Raw genomic sequence first — 20,683 nt, forward strand, 5'->3', positions numbered from 1 at the left:
TACAGATCAGGAAGGAACGCGACGAGCGGGCCAAGGCCGCCAACGAACGCAAGGCCCAGATCGAACAGCTGACCCAGGCCAAGACCACTGCCGAGAAGCTCGCGCAGGAGCGCGATCAGCAAATTGAACAGATCAGGAAGGAACGCGACGAGCGGGCCAAGGCCGCCAACGAACGCAAGGCCCAGATCGAACAGCTGACCCAGGCCAAGACCACTGCCGAGAAGCTTGTGCAAGAAAAGGTCGAACTTCTGGCGCAGTTCACCAAAACACGAGATGAACAGGCCCGACTGGCCACAGAGCGTCAGAAACAGATTGAGCAACTGACCAAAGCCAAAACCTCTGCAGAAAAACAGCTGTCAGCACTGACTGGTGCCGCCAGCCCCTGCACTGCAGCGGCAAACACCTTGCCCCAAAGTGCAGTGGTGGCTGATGCGAACGCACCATATTCGGCGTCACCCACAACCACAAATGGTGGAGCCACGACCAAACGGATTTTCAGTAGTGACGCCAATATCGATGATTTCCTGAATGACCTCGTGCCATTCTTTTTTGAGCAATCCATCACCTATGTCGATGTTGGCGCTTTTGTCGGTGAAATTTTCATCAAATTCCATCAGAACAAAAACTTCCGACTCAGAGAAGCCCACTTATTCGAACCCAATCCCGAAAGCTACAAAAAACTAAAAGACAACATCAACGGGATCAATATATCAAAGATTCATGCTTACAACCATGCAATAGGCAAGCAAGAAAGCGATCTAAGTTTCAGTGCCGCCCGATCCATGACCAAAATCATCAGGACAGCAGATACCACAGAGCAGCAAACAGGCGTATTCCATGCAAAATGCCACAAACTGGACACTCTCGTCAACCTATTCACGGATCAACACATCCATCTATTAAAGATTGACGTAGAGGGAGCAGAGCTGGACGTCCTGCAAGGTGCACAAAAGATCTTCAGGGAGCAAAAAGTCGACGTTATTTACATCGAAGTTGGTTTCAGCAAAGAAGGCACCCAGCAAGCCTATTTTGCCGACATCGATGGCTTTTTCCAAAAGTTCGGATATCGCGTCTTCAAGATATATGAACAAACCAACGAGTGGATTCAGGATTTGCCAGTGCTGCGGCGCTGCAACTTCGCTTACATGAGCCCCCGCTTTGCTGCTGCCAACCCAGCAAAGGCAAAACAAGAAATAGTGAGATTGAAGAGAGAAATCGAGTTATTAAAAAACACTCAAAAAGGGAATGAACAATGAGTTTGAAGCTTGGCAACGAATTAAGTGCAAAAGGCCTTTATACCGAGGCCATCGCTGCGTATCAGAAGGTCGACCCAAAAAGCCCGCTCCGCCGTCATGCCGAATTCAACATACGAAATATCGAAAAAATACTGAGTAGAGAAAGCAGCTCAAGTGCTATCGAGCAATCTCAACGAGCAGAGCTCACTGCGCTGGAACTGCCACTCCTGTCCATTGTGATGCCGGTCTTCAATGTCGCCCCGTATCTGGACAACAGTATCAATTCGGCGCTGTCACAGCGCTATCAGAATTTCGAGCTGATCATCGTCAATGACGCGTCCACCGACAATGGCAAGCGCATCATCGAGATGTACGCCAATGAAGACGAGCGGATTCGCTTCATCAATCTCGATCACAACACTCTGGGTGGTGCAGGTATTCCAAGCAACATTGGTATCCGTGCAGCCAAAGGCAAGTATATCGCCTTCATCGATAGCGACGATTGGGTCAAACCAGATGCGTTCTACAATCTGATGCAGCAAGCGATCCGACACGATGCTGATCTTGCGATTGGTAATTTCTGTACCTTCACCGAGGACGACCGGATTGTGTCCACCGCGTATGACAACGCGACTTGGAAGAACCTGCCGAAGAACAAGATAATTTCGCTCGGTACGCACCCTGACTTGTTGGGTCTCTCACCCGTTCCGTGGCGGAAGCTCTATAAGACCAAATTTCTGCGCGATCACGACATCGTTTATCCAGAGGGAGATTATTTCTACGAAGACAATCCGCTGCACTGGCATGTACTGTCCAAAGCCGGGCGCGTCGTAGTGGTGGATGAGATGGTCAGCTATCACCGCATGGCTCGCGAAGGGCAAACCATGGGCTCTGCCGAGTATAAGCTAAGTGCCTTGTGCAGCCATTTGAATACGATTCTCGGTTATATCAAGCAGGCTCCTATCGATGTCAAACCGATTCTATTCAAGGAGCTGCGCGGCTACCTATCAAAACGAATCAACTGGGTGCTCAAGCGGCAAACTCAACCCTCCGCGGAGCGGATGATAAAGAAAAGACTGTCACAGATTGGCGATAAATCCTTGATGGAGCGTGGTGTCGGTTCCTTCGGCAAGGATGCCATGCAAAAAATGGCCGAATACAAGAAGGCCTACCCCGATGTTGACTTAACCATCGTCATTCCTGTCTTTAATGCCGAGGATTTGTTGACCGAAACCGTCGAGTCCATTATGTCCATCAAGGGCATCACGTTCAATGTCTTGGCAGTGGACGACGGTTCCAGCGACGGTTCGCTGGCTCTGCTGCAGCAGTACGAGAAAAAGTACCCCAATTTTCACGTTTTCACCCAGGGAAACAAGGGGGCGGGCAGAGCGCGCAATGCGGTGATTCCACTAATTACCGGGGAATACACCTATTTCCTCGATGCTGATGACGTTATCGATGGCAAGGCTCTTGAAGACGCACTGGCGCTGGCGGTTCGCGAAGATCATGATCTTGTGTTCGTGAAGTACAAAATAGAATTGCACGAAGACAAGAAAACAAAGGGCATGTTCAACTCGGATGCAGACTTGTGGAAGCAATTGGCCAACGCCAAGGACAACGAGACCCGCAGGAACATCGTCGCGCAATTGATCAACTATCCGTGGAACAGGGTCATCAAAACCTCTCTATTACACGACCAAAACATTTTCTTCGGTGCGACTGTCGTGCACAACGATATTACGTACCACTGGCACAGCATTCTTGCAGCCAAGAACATCGGCTACACCCAAGGAACAGTGTGCACGCATCGAAAGTTCAACGCTCGCGTACAAATCACCAACATCAATGACGGTCGGCGGATGGCGGTATTGGATGCGCTGCGGTATACCCATGCAATCGTAGTACGCTCAACCAGAAGCTCGGAATTCCTGCAATCATGGTCGCAATTCGCCACGCATCTACTGACATGGGCGGAAGAACGCATTCCCAATGAACTGAGGGATAATTACCGAATCAAACGCCAGCAGTTCCTGGAGGAAATCGGGAATACGATAAAAGGGTGCCCGGTGCAGCATTCCATTCCATCCGCAGCGATTGCATTCGAGAAGGAAGGCCAATTTGGAAAGGCGGCTGCTATTTATGACTTGCTTGCTACCGATAGCGAGCACCCCGAATTGCACTGGAAAGAAAGGGATCGGATTATCGCCATCATGACCAATGGCGACATGAAAAAGGGGGAGGCCGTGCAAGCGGGCCTTCACCTGAAAGATGCAGAAAAATCGCAAAAATGGCTCAGGGTTGCCCATTGGCTTGGCGATTTAAAAAACCCTGATCTTATAGATCAAATCCCACTCCCCAATGACGAATGGGACTCCAGCGAGCTTTTGATTGCAAAAGCGAATGCTTGTGGACACGTGGGAAACAGAAGCGCCTGGCTGCAATACGTGAACAGGTATTTAGATATTCATCAGATGAGCCCGATCAGTCTTGATGACAACCAAGGCAGCAGAAATCTGTTCCTTGAAATCAAGTGCGTGGCCAACCAAAAAAATCACCGAGCGAACAAGGAACCATGCGTCACAGTGTGTATGTCATGTTTCAATTCCGAAAAAACCGTCGAAAAGGCAGTACGCTCGTTAATGCAACAGAGTCACAAGAATCTGGAAATCATCCTTTTCGACGACAACAGTGTCGATCATACTCTTTCCATCATCGAAAGACTGGAAAAGGAGGATGCCAGAATTCGGGTGATTCGCAGGAATACCAATAACGGCACCTATGTCAATCGGAATAGCGCATTGCAGCAAGCAAAAGGCGAGTTTTTCACCGTATTGGATTCAGATGATGTTGCCTTGCCCGAGCGCATCGCCCTGCAAGTTCAACATCTGATGGAAAATCCGGAACATGTGGCAGTATTGACCAGATGGATACGGATGGATGAGAGCGGAAGATTCCTTTTCAGGGATGGCTGGGGTGGCACCTATACCCACGAAGCCGTTGCAACCTTGATGATCCGGGTTGACAAGGTACGGAATGTGGCTGGTTATTGGGATTCCGTGCGCTTCTCCGCCGATACCGAGTTCTTCAAGCGTTTGGGCAAATGTTTCGGTGAAGACAAGATCCACTTGCTGATGGCACCCACCTGCTTTGCCTTGTCGCATGAAGACAGTTTGACACGAGATCCGGTGACCGGAATCGATGTCAACGGGAAATATGGCTGGTCACCAACCCGCATCGAATATGCACAGTCGTGGCGAAAATGGCATGCGAAGGCAGAAAATTTGCATATGCCCTTCCCATTGAAGCAAAGACCCTTCAAGGCACCAGAGGCAATGTTGCCGGAGTATGTGAGGTAGGCATGCAGTGAAGAATTCTGCATGATCGCCATTTGCCCCACGTCGCTCGCATGAGCGGCCACTACTAAAACCTCCAAGGATGCTCCATGTCATATGATTACCTGATCGTTGGTGCCGGCGTTTTCGGCTCCACCTTCGCCCGCTTGGCCACCGATGCCGGCAAACGCTGCCTCGTCATCGACAAACGTCCGCACGTGGCAGGCAACTGCTACACAGAGAACCAGCACGGCATCAACGTGCACGTCTTCGGGCCTCACATCTTCCATTGCAATGACGAGAACATCTGGAACTTCGTCAATCGCTTTGCCAAGTTCAACAACTTCCGCAACAGTCCCATCGCCTTCCATGGCGGCAAGGCCTATTCGCTACCCTTCAGCATGTACACATTCAACCAGATGTGGGGTGTGCTGACACCGGAAGAAGCGCAGGCCAAGATCGAGTCCCAACGCCTCAAGCTCGATCGTGAACCGGCCAACTTGGAGGAACAGGCGCTGATCCTCGTCGGACCGGACATCTATGAAACACTGATCCGTGATTACACCCGCAAGCAGTGGCAAAAAGACCCCAAGGACCTGCCAGCCTCCATCATCAAGCGCCTGCCCGTGCGTCTGACCTGGGACAACAACTACTTCAACGACAAGTACCAGGGCATTCCCATCGGCGGATACACCGCACTGTTCCAGAACATGCTGGACGGCATTGACGTGGAACTGAGTGTGGATTACCTGGCGGACATCGACCACTGGAACGCCAAGGCCAAACAGGTGGTTTTTACCGGCAAGATCGATGAGTACTACGGCTTCCGGTTCGGTGAATTGGAGTATCGCTCACTGCGTTTCGATACCGAGGTCATCGAGACCAGCAACTATCAAGGCAATGCGGTCATCAACTACACCGAGGCAAATGTGCCGTGGACCCGCATCATCGAGCACAAGCATTTCGAGAATGACCTAAAGACACCCGTGTCCGTGGTGACGAAGGAAATCCCGGACACTTGGTCGCGCAACAAGACACCTTACTATCCCATTGGCGATGCCCGGAACATGGCCATCTTCAAGCAGTACGAAGCGCTTGCCGAAGCCGAGTCCAACCTCATCTTCGGCGGACGCCTTGCAGAATACCAGTATTACGACATGCATCAAGTAATTGGATCGGCCATAGCAAAAATCAGAAAGATACAGCAATGAGGGTTTCACAAGCGCCCCGCACTATTGGATTTTTCAATGAATTCATTGATGTTTACGGGATTTTTTAATAAATGTCGCAAGAAAAATATGATGACAATCAAGAATGGTCGCAGAGTGTCATAGCATCCGACAGATTCTACAAGTTCACGTTGTTCGTCCCAACAAGGGAACACCGTAATGACTGTATTTTCATCACGTTTGCTTTCGCACCGAGAAGACAAAAAGATGACAAAGGTTGGGCCGTCGATTTCCTGCTGAAGAACGGTTTTGAAGTAATCTTTGTCGATCAATTGCATAACAGCAGTTATCAAGGTTTGTCTCGGGAAAAATTCAAATCTATTGTTACCCCTTATGTGGCAGGCAAAAAGGTGGTAACGTATGGAACCAGTTTGGGTGGCTATGCTGCCCTGTACTTCGGATCATGCTTGGAGGCGTCCATTCTTTCATTTGCTCCTAGGCTTTGCCGCGATCCAGATCTACTAAAAAGATATCCCAAACTAATGGAGTACCAATGGGTAAAAAGCCCAACTTCACCATTAATACATGAGAAGATATGTGACATCGATATCAATCCGAAATGTTGCTTACACGTGTGTTTGGATCCCAAGCATCCAGCGGATAATTGGTTTTTCTACAATAAAATCAATGCTGCGTTTGGCACGGTATACTTGTTAAAAGTTCCCAATGCATCCCATCATCCGGCCGAAGCACTCAAGAAAAAAGGCTACCTAAAGAAACTGGTTCTGAATGTGGCTAACGAAAGGGCATTCGAGGGAATATATATTTCCTTAGATCAAAATAATATAATTGCATCTCCTTCAGAAAAAGCTGATTGATTCGCTTGCGTCACCGCGCCCCAGGCCGGGACGCACTACAAGGAGACATTGGCGTCAAATTGCGACTCTACAGTGCGCCACAGATGATATGCGACGCGCAGGTCAAGTTAATAGTGCTTCTTAAATATATTTCCTAACAACAACACGATCTCATTAATATCAAAAAAACCAAATCCTTATTAAAAAATAGAATTGTTTGGCTATATTTCTCATCTTGATAAAATAGAACAATGGAAACCAATATTAAGCAATCGTTACCTAACGAACTAAAACTTTAGTACATCACCATGCAACGAAATCACATCAAATCGATCTTCCATATATTTTTTTTAGCAGCGCCAATACTGCATACGCCTGCCTTTTCAGGAGATTTCATCAATCCCTGGGAGCAAAGTCATGACACAAAACTGCGCTCAGAGCTTATCTGCCCTCCCGTGCAGTACGTAAGTCCCAACTTATCAATTAACGGAGGCGTTTACCTAAAAGATGGCATTACCAGAGACAAAGATAAAGATAAAGAAATATCCAACCTCACGAGAAGCATAAGAGAATCAGCCACCCAAGCCGCAAATCTTGCAGATGAGTATCAGTCCACCGGAGATGCCAGGGCTGCATACTGCGCCCAGAAAATATTACTTACGTTGTCTCAGAACAAATCACTTTCCGGGCCAATAAACGGTTATCAGGCATACTTCGTCAAGACCTGGATGCTCTCATCTCTTTCGGCATCCTGGCTGAAGGTCATGTCTCTTAATGACACAAACAGGATCGATGCAAACCTCATCAATTCCTGGCTCACTGAATTAGCAGGCGACATCATAATGCGATTCAATCGATCCAGAGAATCAAACATCAAAAAGGGAGATACCAGCATTGCAAACATGTATTATTGGGCTGCACTGGCGGCGATCAACACTGCCATCGCAACGGGGAACAATGAATATTTTGACTGGGCAATTGGAGTCTTCAGATCAGGGCTTGACCAAGCCGACGAAGACGGATTCCTTCCTCCTGAATTAAAGCGGAAGGCGCTGGCACAACACTATCATGTTTTTGCGCTAATACCATTGATTCTCATTGCCGACCGTGCACAAATCAACGGCATTGATCTTTACCAATACAACAACCATGCATTGAATAGAATAGTCAATGCGACCATAGACTCCTATTTCGACCCCACATTAATTGAAAAAAAATCCGGATACAAGCAGAGAAGCGTGCCGCGACCTTATTTTGGGTGGCTATATAATTACAGCAAAAAATTTCCAAACGAGAAATATGATGCCATCTTAAGTGAATATCCAGAAAGAAGATTTCTATATATCGGTGGCTCTCCAACATAAAATAGTACCGAAGCACTGAGGCAACCTATTACCAAGCATCCAGCCAGTCTACTGCGTTAATTCTACGCATTATTCAACAATTGCCTTCCACTCGATGAAAATTTGGCAGAATAAGTTCGAGTGCCAGTTAAGGAAACGAAATGACAAAAATCGCAATCGCCGGCACAGGCTACGTCGGTCTCTCCAACGCCGTACTTTTGGCGGCGTCCCACGAAGTGGTTGCCCTCGACATCGATGCCCACAAGGTGGAATTGCTCAACAACAGGCGATCCCCCATCGTGGATGTCGAGATCGAGGACTATCTGGCCAACAAGCCATTGAATTTCCGTGCCACGCTCGACAAGGAAGATGCCTACCGTGGCGCCGACTTTGTCATCATCGCCACGCCCACGGATTACGACACACAAACGCACTACTTCAACACGAAGTCTGTCGAGGCCGTGGTGCGCGATGTGATGACGATCAACCCTCAGGCGGTAATGGTCATCAAGTCCACGGTGCCGGTGGGCTTTACCCGCCGCCTGAAGGAAGAAACTGGCAGCGATAACATCATCTTCTCGCCCGAGTTCCTGCGCGAGGGCAAGGCGCTGTACGACAACCTGCACCCCTCACGCATCGTGGTAGGCGAGCGTTCCGAGCGCGGCCAGGCATTTGCCGATCTGCTGCGCCAGGGTGCCATCAAGCAGGACGTGCCGGTGCTGCTGACGGACAGTACCGAGGCCGAGGCCATCAAGCTCTTTGCCAATACTTACCTGGCCATGCGCGTGGCCTACTTTAACGAGCTGGATACCTATGCATCGGTGCATGGGCTGGATACACGGCAGATCATCGAAGGTGTCTCCTTGGATCCGCGCATCGGCCGCCATTACAACAACCCCTCCTTCGGCTATGGCGGCTATTGCCTGCCCAAGGATACGAAGCAGTTGCTGGCCAACTACGAGAAAGTCCCGCAGAACCTGGTGCACGCGATCGTGCAGTCCAACCGCACGCGCAAGGATTTCGTGGCCGAGGATATTCTGCGCCGCAATCCGTCGGTGGTCGGGGTGTACCGTCTGGTGATGAAAGCGGGCTCGGACAACTTTCGCGCCTCGGCCATCCAGGGTGTGATGAAGCGCATCAAGGCTCAGGGCGTGGAGGTGGTGGTGTACGAGCCGGTGCTGGATGTGCCCGACTTCTTCCGCTCGCGTGTGATCAATGATCTGGAGGCATTCAAACAACAGTCCGATGTCATCATCACCAACCGGATGAGTCCGGAATTGGACGATGTTCAGGACAAGGTCTACACTCGCGATCTTTTCGGCATTGACTCTTGAGATCAACATTGCTTGAGCCGGACTCGGTCACGGATTCCTGGCGTTTCTTCTGGCACCTGAGCCATTTGCGGTTTGCACACGCGCTGGCGGCCTTGCCCACAGGCCACTGGCCCCGCAGCGGCTGGCAGATGTGGGCCTGCTACCGGCTCGGCATGTATGCCACGGTGGCCAATGCTCGATGGGATGGTCTTCATGTCCATGGCGGCATGGCTTATGCGGTATCACTTGCTGCCTGTGGACGCCGGCAGGAAGCCCGTGCGGTGGTCAGTACCTTGCAGCATCTGCATGGTTTTGGTGCCACGCAATGGGTTACGCTCGCCGACGCGCTGGCCCCATTCATGCCGGATCTTGCGCTTTCCCTGCTGCGCACGCTGTCCGCCCGGCTCACGACTACGGTATCACCTGTCCTGCACATGGGGTTGCTTCTGCGATGTGGCGAGGCGGATGCAGCGCGAGAGTTGCTTGAAGAGATGCAGCGGCCAGCGGCAAATGGCTCTATCTGGCAACAGCGCTTTCCCGAATTGCTGCTGCTGACGAGCAATGTGTTGGGCGATGCGCCTGCCAGCCAATTGGAGCGGCTCAATGCGTTCTGGGCTTGGCAAAAGCTGGCACCAGCGGTGCTGCTCAATCCAGATCAGCCTCCCAGTGCCGCCAACCTGCAGGCACGCAGTGATCTCACTCCCGTAGAAGGGCCGTTGGTCTCGGTGCTGATGACCGCCTTCAATGCCGGCCACCGTATCGAAGCATCCCTGCGAGGCCTGCTCCAGCAGACCTATCGCAACCTGGAAGTCATCGTCATCGAAGACGCAAGTACTGACAATACCAGGGCGGTGGTGCAAGCGATCAGCCAGCAGGATCCGCGTGTGCGGCTGCTGTCCATGTCACACAATGGCGGCACCTTCATGGCCAAGAATGAAGGGTTTGCAGTGGCGAGAGGGGAATTTGTGACCTGCCAGGATTCAGACGATTGGTCACACCCTCAACGCCTGGCGCTGCAGGTAGCTCCCTTGCTGAACAATCCGCACTTGGTGGCCACCACTTCACAGTGGGTGCGGATTCAGGAGGATGGCCTCTTCTATGCGCGCCCCGTGCATCCGCTCACGCGGCTCAATCCTGCCTCGCCACTGTTCCGCAAACAGCTTGTGCAAGCCCGCACCGGTCTTTGGGACACTGTTCGCACAGGTGCAGACAGTGAGTTTCACGCCCGGCTGAAGCTTGTTTTCGGCCGGCGCGCAATCAAGCGCCTGCCTTTGTTGCTGTCGCTGGGCGCACACCGCCCCGATTCACTGATGAATGCGCCGGAGACAGGCTACGATGCGAGTGGTTCTTCACCGCAGCGGCTGGCATACTGGGAGGCGTGGTCTCGCTGGCATATTGCCAAGTTGCGTGCTGGAAGCACTCCGATCATGCCCCCTCCGCAATCGCCATTGCGACCATTCCCCATCCTTTCGGTGGCGATATGCCATTCAAGGGGAGCGGAGCCCATCTGACTATCCGTTGACCTGATGGCCAAACCAATACCCTTTACTGGTATGTTGATCGATCTTATGAAGGCAAAGAAATGCTGAATCACCTCAACCCCCACATGGCGCGCAAAGTGGTGATTTATGGTGCATCCGGTCATTCCAAGTCGATTGCATGCGGAATTCAAACTGGTACAGATGGTTGGGTGCAGATTGGCGCATTCATCGAAGACGGCGTGCTTGCCGGACAGAACCTGCTTGGGGTCCCAGTAATCGACTTTGAAAATTATCGCCTTCACCATCTCCATTTGCCTTGTCTGGTTGGCGTGGCACAGGCAAATAGCAAAAGATTGCTGGTTGAAAAAGTAACCACGGCTGGTGGCACTTTCCCAACACTTTTCAAACAGCAATCACCAGTTGGCGAGATTACTAGCGTTGGTGAAGGGACATTCATCAGTACCTTCAGCCATTTTGCCTATGGGGTCAATGTAGGGCGACACGTACAAATCATGCCTCTGTGCTCCATAGGACATGACGTTGTAATAGGGGACTTCGTAACGATTGCGCCTTCGGTCACGATCTCCGGTTACGTGACGATTGGAGACGATGCGTTTATCGGCGCAGGCGCCGTGATTGTGCAAGGTACCCCAGAGCGTCCCCTTACAATTGGCAAGGGTGCCATGGTTTCTGCCGGCGCAGTCGTGACGAAGTCGATACCAGACAAGACTGTAGTCGCAGGGAATCCAGCTCGGACGCTGCGAGAGCTTGCTGCTGCCTCACGACCACGCAGAAGCCGCACATAATTCACACCTGTCCTTCTGTCGTTAACTTGCAGATTGCCTCGACTCTTTGAGCCGATATACAGACGAGAGAAAAGGACTGATTAGCTGTCTCTTACAAGGCGGCGACTATGGCATCCAGTATTCTGGCCATTTTCACCTCGCTCAGATCTATGGCCACCGGCAAGCCAATCAGACAGCCTGAAATCAACGTCGTGTTTGGCAATTCATCCTTCGGACAGGAAGCATAGTATTGGTGGCTATGCAGCCCCCTGCCATACCAGTGTCGGCATTCGATCCGGTTGTGCTCCAAGCTTCGCACGATGCGGATGACAGCTTCGTCGCTAGGGCTTCGAAAAAGGACGTAGCAGGAAGCAACGCCGGGCGAAGCAAACAGCAACTCCTGCACCCCCCTGTTCATGGCAAGGCGCTGGTATTCGGCATGTACGGCACACCATGCTTTCTGCGTGCTTGCCCATTCATCAAGACTGGCCAGCCCGACTGCGGCATGATACTCGCTGAGCTTGCCGTTGAAGCCGGGCGCGGTGGTTTCCCTTGAGCCGAAGAAGCCGAAGTTGGTGGCCTGGGCAACTTTGATGTACAGATCGGGAGTTGTTCCAATGACCAGACCGCCTTCCCCTGAAGAAAGGGTCTTGGTCGCCTGAAGACTGATGGCAACGGGGATGGTGCCAAGCAATTCCTGTGGACTTTGCGAGATGCTCTCGAATGCGGCTGCGGCATCGATGACGACGGGCACACCCGTCTTTTCCTTGAACAAGACCCACGGTGCCTGCTCGATGCGCCGCCCATATGCACACACGGCAACGACAAGACCGGCCTTGCCGATCATGGGGTGATTCAGCAATGCGTCCGCAGACAGCAGCCAGTCATCGGCTTCGATGTCCACGAAGTAAGGGGTGTAGCCGCAGCGTTGAACTGCGCTGGCAGTAGCGGAAAACGTATAGGAAGGCAGCAACGCATATGGCCGATCGATGGAGGCCATGCCAGCAAAGGCGAGAATGGCCGCCTCGATGGCGGCCTGTCCACAGCTTGTGGCAGCCACCTGCACGGAGGGACCAAGCATCTGCGCAATCCTGCTCTCGAGATGACAGGTCAGCAGACCGCGATTGGAATACCAGCGGTTTTCATCGATCAGTTCCAGGTATGGAAGCAGACTGTGGGCACGGGGCAGCAGCGGCGAAAACGGCTGTATACCGCCTTCTGTGCTTTTTCCTCGCAGCAACTGCTCCCGGACGTTCGCATCAAGCATGGCGATCTCCGGTTTCCGCTACTTTGCGTTCAGCAGGTCGTCAGCCGAGAACAGGATTCCGGCGCCGAGAAGATGGTCAATATCGGCTTGCGTGAATACGCTCTTCTCGAACTCATCGTCCAATTTCCCCTCATCCTCGAGTTGCAACCATCTGCGCCAATGCCAGCCTTGGTAGGAACCTGCCGCTTCTCTATGCACGCCAAGCAATCTGCGAATATTCCGCAGCTTGCGCTGGAACCTTGGTTTGGTAGTGAATGGAAGATGGGCAATAAGAATGTCCGAAGATGTGCTCTTTCTGACCAAGCGCGAGTCAGCAACGATGACGTCGTGGGCCCCGGCCCTGATGGTGCCGATGAAGCTCGGCCGCGCCATGGCCTTGGGAACTGCCGACATCAGGACCCAGGCCTGATTGGGGTTCTCCAGCATGAACTCCTTCTTTCGCTCAACATCCTGGTTCAGCAACAGAACCTTGCCGTAGTTGGCGGGCACCATCGGATCAGGTGCGTATGGGCCCTCCATGCTGATGGGAATATTGAAGCGCCTGACCAGCAGGATGTCGTTGTGGTGAAGTTCCTCGCAATCGGCAAGGCGACCATTTCGTGGCAGCCAGAACTCATCGGCATCGAGGAAGATGGTCCAGTCGACGTTGGCACTTTTGACGAGCGCCACTTGCGCACGCGCCCAGGTTTCACCGTTGTCAGGCTCCTCGTCACTGCACCTGAACAGCCAGAAATCATCCTTCGAGCGCAAGCGTTCCATGTATTCATAGGTTCCATCGGTGGAACCTGCATCACAGGCGATGATGAGATCGACGCCAATGCGTCTCAGATGCTCGATGGCTGGGCCGACGAGTTCAACCTCGTCGCGCACACCCAAGCATGCGGCGATTCTCATTGTTTGTCTCCTGCCAGCCATTGATGAAGAAAGTGGGCGAACTCGACAGATGCCGGAGTCTGTGGGCTGTCTTCGTCCACCACGGGAGCGGCCATACCGAGCCCAAGCGCATGAGCAACCGGAGCAAGCGCTGCAAGAGTCGCTTCGCAGGGCTCCGTGAATGCGATGCGCCCTCCCTCCCGCATGAACAGCGCCAGCAGTGCCGTGGCAGTATGCGGGACAAGGACGTGAGAAGCGTTGCGAAGCGCCACGATCTGTTCATTGAAAGTCATGCCTGCGGGGTCGATGGCCTGGAACCCGCGGGCTTGCGCAATGGTCCTGTTGAGGAGCTGGTCGTAGTAGGCGCCTCCCTGCAGGGAGGCATCCTCGATGAAAATCCGTGTCCCTGGCGCTTGTGTTTCGGGAGTAAGGTCGATCCCGGCACATTCGGAAGGCTGGACCGGACTGGTCAGCCCTCTGACAAACGCACCGAGAACATCTGGAGGCGTCGCCAGACGGACCCATCGCGGTGCAGAATTCGCCGGAGCAGGCACAAACCGGAACTTCCAGAGCCTGGCAACCTGGCAGGCGCCGCGCCCACTCAAGCCGATGGGAACGGGTTGCGACTGTGCCCCGCCCATGAGTGTCGCCGCCGCTTCGGCTGCGCTTTTCTTGCTGGCAAGCGAGGCGCCGACATTGTCATCGTCGTCAAGCAGGACAGGCACCCTGGAATGGATAATGCCGGCACGCAGGGCCTGCGCCCATGGAATCAGTTCGTGCAGCATCCAATGGGCAAGATTGCCCCGGACGGAACTGGTGAGGGTGACGGCATCGACCATGGAAAGGACGGGCTCCATCGCCGCGTCCAGCGCGCACACGGGCATGTCCTGATCTTCAGCGGATGCCTCCGGCCCCTCTACTGCCGAGCCTGCCATGACGAAATGCGGCTCATGGCCATCCTCGACAGCCTGCCGTTCCCCATAGAATCTGCCGCCGCGCACGATGATGGACGACTGGGGAATGACGATGGCATCTTCGATTCGCAGCGCCGAGAGGCCCATGCCTCCTCCGCCCTGCCCGCCTGGCGATGCAGCCAATTCATCAATACCGGCCAGTACATGAGGAGCCGAGGCAGCCTTGTCGACGCTGAAAAAAACGGGAAACTCGGCAATGGCCTTGTGCACCCCGATTTTTCGGGCCAGACCATTGCGCAGCAGGGATCGGCCTATCGCACTTGCGCGGATGGCCGCTCGAATGATCTCTGCATCCATATCGAGTGCATGCGCCTTGGCAGCCTGCTGCTTCGTTGATTTGGATATCGGGAATCGGGTGTTGTCGGGGTATGCCTTGGATGGCTTCTGCGGAGAACCAGGAATGTCCTTGCCGTCCGGAAACCGGATGGAGATCTCTGAATCAGGGTCGATGGAGTGCCGGAACTCGTGATAGAAGACAGCTTCGGTGGACGTCGTGAAGTCGGCCAGTCTCGCACGATGGATGTCGGCACGAATGGTCGCCACCGGCTCGCCATCAACAAACACGTCCAGGCTGGTTTGCTTGCCCTCGAACAGGGCCCACCCCGTGACATGCGCAATCGAGCAGAACTCGAGGTGACCTTCGTAAGCATCCGGCGTCGCCGGCGAGCGGCGCAGCGGCGTGCCATCCATGAACTGTACCGAGACGCTTTTCTGCGAGTCGATCGCGGCAGGGAAACGGTAGTGAAAGCCACCTGCGGATAAGCCACGCGCCTCCATAGCCGAGCTTTTCTGGTCGCAGCGAACAACTGCCAGAACCGTCTCGCCAACGCTGATCTGCACCATGGCTGGTTGACCGCCCGTCAATGCCCACCCGCCGACGCCGCTGACATTGCAGCGTGTAATCCAGCCCTCGTTGATGTCTGCCCGACGCGGCGACCCTTTGACAGACTGGCCACCATTGCGGTAGCGCAGCACGACTTGGGCTCCCGACGGCACACCTTCCGGGAGCGGCTGTGAAAAGCCTGCGTTCGCAGGTTGACCCCGGCGCGCCAAATCCGCCCGGTGCTGGGAGCAGGTGAAACTGGCTATAAATCGTCCGTCTACCAGAACCTCCAACTCCGCCGGCATGCCATCGGCAGCCGCCCACCCGGAGATATGGGTCGTTGAACAGGAGTCGAACCACCCGTCCAGTTTCGTTTGGTCATCTTTCAAACCCATGCCCTTCTCGCGTTCAGTAACAAGCTCAAGGTTGCTGATTAATCTTGTCCGACACAATCTCGGACAACTGGCTCCATTTGTTAACGATATTCACCTGGTGCCCGTTACTCCTGCTCGCTCGCCGCTCGCAGCGTTGTCAACATGCCTCAGCCTCGGCGCGCAGAATATGCGAAAAGGCTCAGAACCTGTTCACGATCTTTCTGTGGGACATGCAGGAGGTCAAAGTGCAATGGGCAAGACGCCCGTCGCCGCCCGGTGTGTTGTGACCTCCTGCCCTTCGGGTTGTCCCGTCAGGCGCGCGTTGCGGCGTTACAAACCATCGCCGGGGCAAGTCACCAAATATAACAATTGGATCAAGATTGACAAATACCTGAAAATTGGTAATTTCCACCAACTTCTCGCCTTGCGCTTCGTCTTGTTCACAACAACTTACTGGAGGCACTCAGCGGCGCTGCGGCCTGACATGCCGTGGATCCATGAAAGCCAGCAGCGCTTGGAACCTGTTCAGATGATCCGGGAGCAAAAGGTCGATGCAACCGATGGCTGCATCCGCTTCGTGCGCGCTTGCAAAAGAGTGAGGGCCCGGTGCAACCAGGGCATCCCTACCAAGGTCTGGGCCGCACCTTGGTGCTTGTCGCTTTTCTGCCAAAAACATCGTAACGTTCTTTGTTACATTACGGCATGAAGTCAAGCCTTCGTGTGGCCGAATCACAGGCGATACTCGGCACTTGGCGGCAATATGCCGCAATCTGACGCCGGAGAAACACTGGTGGAATTTCTTGTCGAAGACTCACTTGAACGGAATCGCCTCGTTCACCACAAGGTTTCGAAGCAGCGCAAGCTCACCCAATGTCCATCCCGCAGTGCACAAAATGAGAACAGGCTGCGTTTTGACGCAAAATTGATTCCATTCCCATTCTGAAGATTTCGCATGAGTACAACGCAAAGAATCAACAAGGCCGTATTTCCCGTTGCCGGTTTCGGCACCCGCTTCCTGCCCGCAACCAAGGCCCAACCCAAGGAGATGCTGACAGTGGTGGACAAGCCGCTGATCCAGTATGCGGTCGAAGAAGCCTACGACGCCGGCATCCGCCACATGATCTTCGTCAACGGACGCAACAAGCGCGCCATCGAGGACCACTTCGATACCGCCTACGAGCTGGAGCATGAACTGGAAGCCGCCAACAAGCAGGCATTGCTGAGCGTGCTGCATGGCATCGTGCCAAGCGACATGGAATGCTCCTTCGTGCGCCAGCCTCGCATGCTGGGCCTGGGTCACGCGGTTCTGTGCGCCCGCCATGTGGTCGGCAACGATCCGTTTGCCGTGCTGCTGGCCGATGACTTGATGGTGGCTACCCCCTCCGTCACGGCCCAGATGGTGCGCGAGTTCGACAAGGTGCAGGGCCCGCTGCTAGCGGTGCAGGAGGTGCCGCTGGATCAGGTCAACCGCTATGGCATCGTGGCCGGCCCGTCGGCCGGTGAACGCCTCACGCGCATCGAGCAGATCATCGAAAAACCCAAACCGGAGAATGCGCCTTCGACCATCGCGGTGGCTGGCCGTTACGTACTTACGCCGGACATCTTCGACATACTGGCAAACCAGCCCAAGGGCGCCGGCGGTGAAATTCAGCTCACCGACGCGATTGCCACCCTGGCCAAGCGCCGCTATGCCTATGCCTACACCTATGAAGGCAAGCGCTACGACTGCGGCAGTAAGGAAGGTTTTCTGCAAGCGACCGTGGAGTTGGGCCTGCAGCACCCGCAGGTGGGCGGCTTCCTGCGTGAGTACCTGAAGACCTTGGATCTGTAATCAGCCCGGATGGCAGCTCGGATAAGCCTTCCATGCCGTCTTGACCTGCGCTCATCCACCGGACGAGTCTTCGCAAGCCGGTGCATTCCCCGTAATGGTCAACCGGCGCTGGCCGGCCACGTTGAATAGCCAATCTGACGCAAAACACCGCATGAACCACAGCCCTCCTCCCGCCGCGCCAGCCACGCCGCGCTGCGACCACACCAGCGCCTGGCTGGCACTGCAGCAGCACTACGCGGCGGTTGGTCAGGCTTTTGATCTGCGTCACACGCTTGACACTGATACCGATCGCTTTGCGCAAATGCAGATCGAAGCCCCTTACGTGCGGGCAGATCTCTCGCGCAGCTTGCTCGACGGCCCCACCGGCCTGTTGCTCAACCGACTGGCCGACGAGACGCAGCTGGCACGTGCGCGCGAGGCACTGTTCGGCGGAGCCATGCTCAACACCACCGAACAGCGGGCCGCCTGGCATGTGCAGTTGCGCCGTCCGGAGGGTTACCGGGCGGCCAGCGATTACGAGGCGGCGGCATTGCAAGCGGTGCATGACACGCTGAACGCATTCCTGGCCTTTGCCGAGCAGGTGCGTGCCGACCGCGGGATCACCGATGTTGTCAACATCGGCATTGGCGGCTCGGATCTCGGACCAGCCGTTGCCGTGCAGGCCCTCCATGCATTTGCCGGCGGCGGCCCGCGCCTGCACTTCGTCTCCAACATTGATGGAGATGATTTGGGTTCGCTGCTCACGCAGCTCGACCCGCAAAGCACGCTGTTCCTGGTGTCGTCCAAGTCATTCGGCACGGCCGAAACCATGACCAATGCGCGGGCGGCGCGCCATTGGCTGCTCGGCGGTCTGGCATCGTCCATCAATGAGCAGACTGCCGCGGCGTCCGAAGCCGACTGGCTGGCCCGCCACTTCGTTGGGCTCACCACCAACATCGAGGCCGCGCACTCCTTCGGTATTCAGACCATTTTCGGATTCGAGGAATGGGTCGGCGGGCGCTTTTCACTCTGGTCCAGCATCGGCCTGTCGATTGCGATTGCCATTGGCGCACAGAACTTCCGGCAGTTGCTGGCCGGCGCGCATGCGATGGATGAACATTTCCGTACCGCGCCGTGGGAAGACAACCTACCGGTGCAATTGGCGCTGCTGGACATCTGGTACCGCAACTTCCACGGTTTTGACAGCCGCTGCATCGCACCTTATGCGCATGGCCTGCGCCGCCTGACGGCCTATCTGCAGCAGCTGGAAATGGAGAGCAACGGCAAGAGTGTGGACAAGACCGGCCAGCCGCTGCCGTTCAAGACTGCGCCCATCATCTGGGGCGAAGCCGGCACCAACGGGCAGCATGCCTACTTCCAGCACCTGCACCAGGGACCGATGGTGATTCCGGTGGAGTTCATCGTCGCCCGCAAGCCCGGCCCGCTGCTGCCCGGCCAGCACAAGGCGCTGCAGGCCAACGCGCTGGCACAGGCGCGCGCACTGGCCTTCGGCAAGAACGACGGCCCGGCCTGGAAGCAATGCCCGGGCAACCGCCCCAGCTCATTGCTGCTGATCGATGCGCTCGAGCCCACTTCGCTGGGCGCGCTGATCGCGCTGTATGAACACCGCATCTTCGTCAGCGGCAGCCTGTGGGGCATCAACAGCTTCGACCAATGGGGGGTTGAACTGGGCAAGACGATTGCCAAGGACATCCTTGCGCGTGGTGAGAGCGGCGATTTCGACGGACTCGATGCCGCTACCGTGGGTGCCATGCAATGGCTGGGTTTAGCCGCCAGCAAGGATTGAAAGGGCTTCACAAGGGCTGAGCATCTTCGACTATGCACTCTCAGAACCTGTTCACGATCTTTGCATGGGTCGCGCAGGCGGTCAAAAATGCAGTGAACAAGACGCCCGGTCCGCTTTTAACCTCCTGCCCTTCGGGTTGTCCCGCCAGGCGCGCGCTGCGGTGTGAAAAATCCTCGTCGGGCCACCAACCCGACTGCGGTTTGCGCCTTGCATCGCCTGCCGGGGCAACGCGCCCCATGCAAAGATCGTGAACAGGTTCTCAGGTACGATAACAGATGCTTCCACGTGCTCCCGAGGCCATATGACCCCTATTCCTGCCAGCATCGCCATCCAGAATCTCTCCGTCGCCAATAACAAGCCCTTTGTGCTGTTCGGCGGCATCAACGTGCTCGAATCCAGGGATCTGGCCTTGCGCGCCGCCGCCGAGTACGTGCGCGTGACGCAAAAGCTCGGCATCCCCTATGTCTTCAAGGCCAGCTTCGACAAGGCCAATCGCTCCTCCATCCACTCCTACCGCGGCCCTGGCCTCGAGGAAGGCCTGCGGATCTTCGAGGCGGTCAAGGCCGAGTTCGGCGTGCCGCTGATCACCGACGTGCATGAACCATGGCAGGCCGCGCCGGTCGCAGAGGTGGTGGATGTGCTGCAGTTGCCCGCATTCCTGGCCCGCCAGACCGATCTGGTCGTCGCCATCGCCAAGACGGGTCGGGTCGTCAACATCAAGAAGCCGCAGTTCCTCAGCCCCTCGCAAATCGCCAACATCGTCGAAAAATTCCGCGAGGCGGGCAACGAGCAGATCATCCTGTGCGACCGCGGCACCTGCTTTGGCTACGACAACCTGGTGGTGGACATGCTGGGCTTTGGCGTGATGAAGAAGGTGACGGGCGGCCTGCCGGTGATCTTCGATGTCACGCATGCGCTGCAGCAGCGCGAGGCCGGCTCGGCCGCCTCGGGCGGGCGCCGCGCACAGGTGCTCGACCTGGCCCGCGCCGGCATGGCTGTCGGGCTCGCCGGCCTCTTCCTGGAGGCACACCCGAACCCCGAGGAGGCCAAGTGCGACGGCCCCAGCGCCCTGCCGCTGGACCAGCTCGAGCCTTTCCTCGCTCAGCTCAAGGCTCTTGACGATCTCGTCAAAGCCTTTGCACCGCTCAATATCCGGTAATCTCCTGCTGCCATCACGCCAAGCGGCGGGTCCGTCCTCTGGATGGCCCGCCGACTGCCTTTCAAAGCATTCCTTGAAGCG

15 protein-coding genes are annotated in these 20,683 nt (G+C 55.1%); 12 read left to right on the forward strand and 3 right to left on the reverse strand.

Annotated elements, in window-relative coordinates; translation table 11 throughout:
* From EV687_RS06755 to EV687_RS06790, 8 genes are all read left to right on the forward strand, one after another.
* Nucleotides 1-1,256 (forward strand): FkbM family methyltransferase (locus tag EV687_RS06755; protein ID WP_130466466.1); only part of this gene is annotated, 1,256 nt, incomplete at its 5' end.
* Nucleotides 1,253-4,591, forward strand: a complete 3,339-nt coding sequence (locus EV687_RS06760) for a glycosyltransferase family 2 protein (RefSeq protein ID WP_122230632.1) — start codon at nt 1,253-1,255, stop codon at nt 4,589-4,591. The genes EV687_RS06755 and EV687_RS06760, both read left to right, overlap by 4 nt.
* An 86-nt stretch (nt 4,592-4,677) precedes the next feature.
* Nucleotides 4,678-5,778 carry a UDP-galactopyranose mutase gene (gene glf / locus EV687_RS06765; RefSeq protein ID WP_122230634.1) on the forward strand — a complete coding sequence of 367 codons (1,101 nt, stop codon included), beginning with the start codon at nt 4,678-4,680 and terminating at the stop codon, nt 5,776-5,778.
* Between the two features lie 71 nt (nt 5,779-5,849).
* A complete protein-coding gene (locus tag EV687_RS06770; protein WP_130466467.1) occupies nt 5,850-6,614 on the forward strand; it encodes a hypothetical protein in 765 nt (254 codons plus the stop codon).
* Nucleotides 6,615-6,901: 287 nt separating this feature from the next.
* Nucleotides 6,902-7,957 carry an alginate lyase family protein gene (locus EV687_RS06775; protein ID WP_122230636.1) on the forward strand — a complete coding sequence of 352 codons (1,056 nt, stop codon included), beginning with the start codon at nt 6,902-6,904 and terminating at the stop codon, nt 7,955-7,957.
* Between the two features lie 140 nt (nt 7,958-8,097).
* Nucleotides 8,098-9,270 (forward strand): nucleotide sugar dehydrogenase, encoded by a 1,173-nt coding sequence (locus tag EV687_RS06780; RefSeq protein WP_122230638.1) that lies wholly within the window; start codon nt 8,098-8,100, stop codon nt 9,268-9,270.
* Between the two features lie 8 nt (nt 9,271-9,278).
* Entirely contained in the window at nt 9,279-10,760 is a 1,482-nt protein-coding gene (locus EV687_RS06785) for a glycosyltransferase family 2 protein (protein WP_122230640.1), read from the forward strand.
* A 71-nt stretch (nt 10,761-10,831) separates the two neighbouring features.
* On the forward strand, nt 10,832-11,536 hold the full coding sequence (locus tag EV687_RS06790; protein ID WP_207226406.1) for a DapH/DapD/GlmU-related protein: 705 nt from the start codon (nt 10,832-10,834) through the stop codon (nt 11,534-11,536).
* Nucleotides 11,537-11,627: 91 nt separating this feature from the next.
* On the opposite strand, the gene EV687_RS06795 is transcribed toward EV687_RS06790, so the two are convergent.
* The 3 genes from EV687_RS06795 to EV687_RS06805 are packed head-to-tail and all read right to left on the reverse strand — an operon-like array spanning nt 11,628 to nt 15,847.
* Nucleotides 11,628-12,782: a DegT/DnrJ/EryC1/StrS family aminotransferase gene (locus EV687_RS06795; RefSeq protein ID WP_122230642.1), complete on the reverse strand. Its 1,155-nt coding sequence runs from the start codon at nt 12,780-12,782 to the stop codon at nt 11,628-11,630.
* 18 nt (nt 12,783-12,800) lie between these two features.
* Nucleotides 12,801-13,676 (reverse strand): glycosyltransferase family 2 protein, encoded by an 876-nt coding sequence (locus EV687_RS06800; protein WP_162846643.1) that lies wholly within the window; start codon nt 13,674-13,676, stop codon nt 12,801-12,803.
* Nucleotides 13,673-15,847: a glycosyltransferase family 61 protein gene (locus EV687_RS06805; RefSeq protein WP_122230646.1), complete on the reverse strand. Its 2,175-nt coding sequence runs from the start codon at nt 15,845-15,847 to the stop codon at nt 13,673-13,675. Before EV687_RS06805 ends, EV687_RS06800 begins: the two co-directional genes overlap by 4 nt.
* Between EV687_RS06805 and EV687_RS06810 the strand changes: the two genes are divergently transcribed.
* The 4 genes from EV687_RS06810 (at nt 15,846) to kdsA (ending at nt 20,602) form a co-directional block, all read left to right on the forward strand.
* Nucleotides 15,846-16,532, forward strand: coding sequence for a hypothetical protein (locus tag EV687_RS06810; protein ID WP_130466468.1), 687 nt, complete (start codon nt 15,846-15,848; stop codon nt 16,530-16,532). The genes EV687_RS06805 and EV687_RS06810 overlap by 2 nt on opposite strands.
* Before the next feature lie 246 nt (nt 16,533-16,778).
* On the forward strand, nt 16,779-17,657 hold the full coding sequence (gene galU, locus EV687_RS06815; protein ID WP_122230648.1) for a UTP--glucose-1-phosphate uridylyltransferase GalU: 879 nt from the start codon (nt 16,779-16,781) through the stop codon (nt 17,655-17,657).
* Nucleotides 17,658-17,808: 151 nt separating this feature from the next.
* On the forward strand, nt 17,809-19,443 hold the full coding sequence (gene pgi, locus EV687_RS06820; protein ID WP_122230650.1) for a glucose-6-phosphate isomerase: 1,635 nt from the start codon (nt 17,809-17,811) through the stop codon (nt 19,441-19,443).
* A gap of 301 nt (nt 19,444-19,744) precedes the next feature.
* A complete protein-coding gene (kdsA, locus tag EV687_RS06825; RefSeq protein WP_122230652.1) occupies nt 19,745-20,602 on the forward strand; it encodes a 3-deoxy-8-phosphooctulonate synthase in 858 nt (285 codons plus the stop codon).
* Nucleotides 20,603-20,683: the final 81 nt, after the last annotated feature.

Source organism: Corticibacter populi (assembly GCF_004217315.1).
Lineage (GTDB): Bacteria > Pseudomonadota > Gammaproteobacteria > Burkholderiales > Burkholderiaceae_C > Lampropedia > Lampropedia populi.

Coding starts and splice junctions, on each gene's coding strand:
- galU (WP_122230648.1), top strand. CDS start 16,779: ATGAGTACAACGCAAAGAATCAACAAGGCCGTATTTCCCGTTGCCGGT.
- EV687_RS06800 (WP_162846643.1), bottom strand. CDS start 13,676: ATGAGAATCGCCGCATGCTTGGGTGTGCGCGACGAGGTTGAACTCGTC.
- EV687_RS06760 (WP_122230632.1), top strand. CDS start 1,253: ATGAGTTTGAAGCTTGGCAACGAATTAAGTGCAAAAGGCCTTTATACC.
- EV687_RS06770 (WP_130466467.1), top strand. CDS start 5,850: ATGTCGCAAGAAAAATATGATGACAATCAAGAATGGTCGCAGAGTGTC.
- pgi (WP_122230650.1), top strand. CDS start 17,809: ATGAACCACAGCCCTCCTCCCGCCGCGCCAGCCACGCCGCGCTGCGAC.
- EV687_RS06775 (WP_122230636.1), top strand. CDS start 6,902: ATGCAACGAAATCACATCAAATCGATCTTCCATATATTTTTTTTAGCA.
- EV687_RS06805 (WP_122230646.1), bottom strand. CDS start 15,847: ATGGGTTTGAAAGATGACCAAACGAAACTGGACGGGTGGTTCGACTCC.
- EV687_RS06790 (WP_207226406.1), top strand. CDS start 10,832: ATGCTGAATCACCTCAACCCCCACATGGCGCGCAAAGTGGTGATTTAT.
- EV687_RS06795 (WP_122230642.1), bottom strand. CDS start 12,782: ATGCTTGATGCGAACGTCCGGGAGCAGTTGCTGCGAGGAAAAAGCACA.
- glf (WP_122230634.1), top strand. CDS start 4,678: ATGTCATATGATTACCTGATCGTTGGTGCCGGCGTTTTCGGCTCCACC.
- EV687_RS06780 (WP_122230638.1), top strand. CDS start 8,098: ATGACAAAAATCGCAATCGCCGGCACAGGCTACGTCGGTCTCTCCAAC.
- EV687_RS06810 (WP_130466468.1), top strand. CDS start 15,846: ATGCCCTTCTCGCGTTCAGTAACAAGCTCAAGGTTGCTGATTAATCTT.
- kdsA (WP_122230652.1), top strand. CDS start 19,745: ATGACCCCTATTCCTGCCAGCATCGCCATCCAGAATCTCTCCGTCGCC.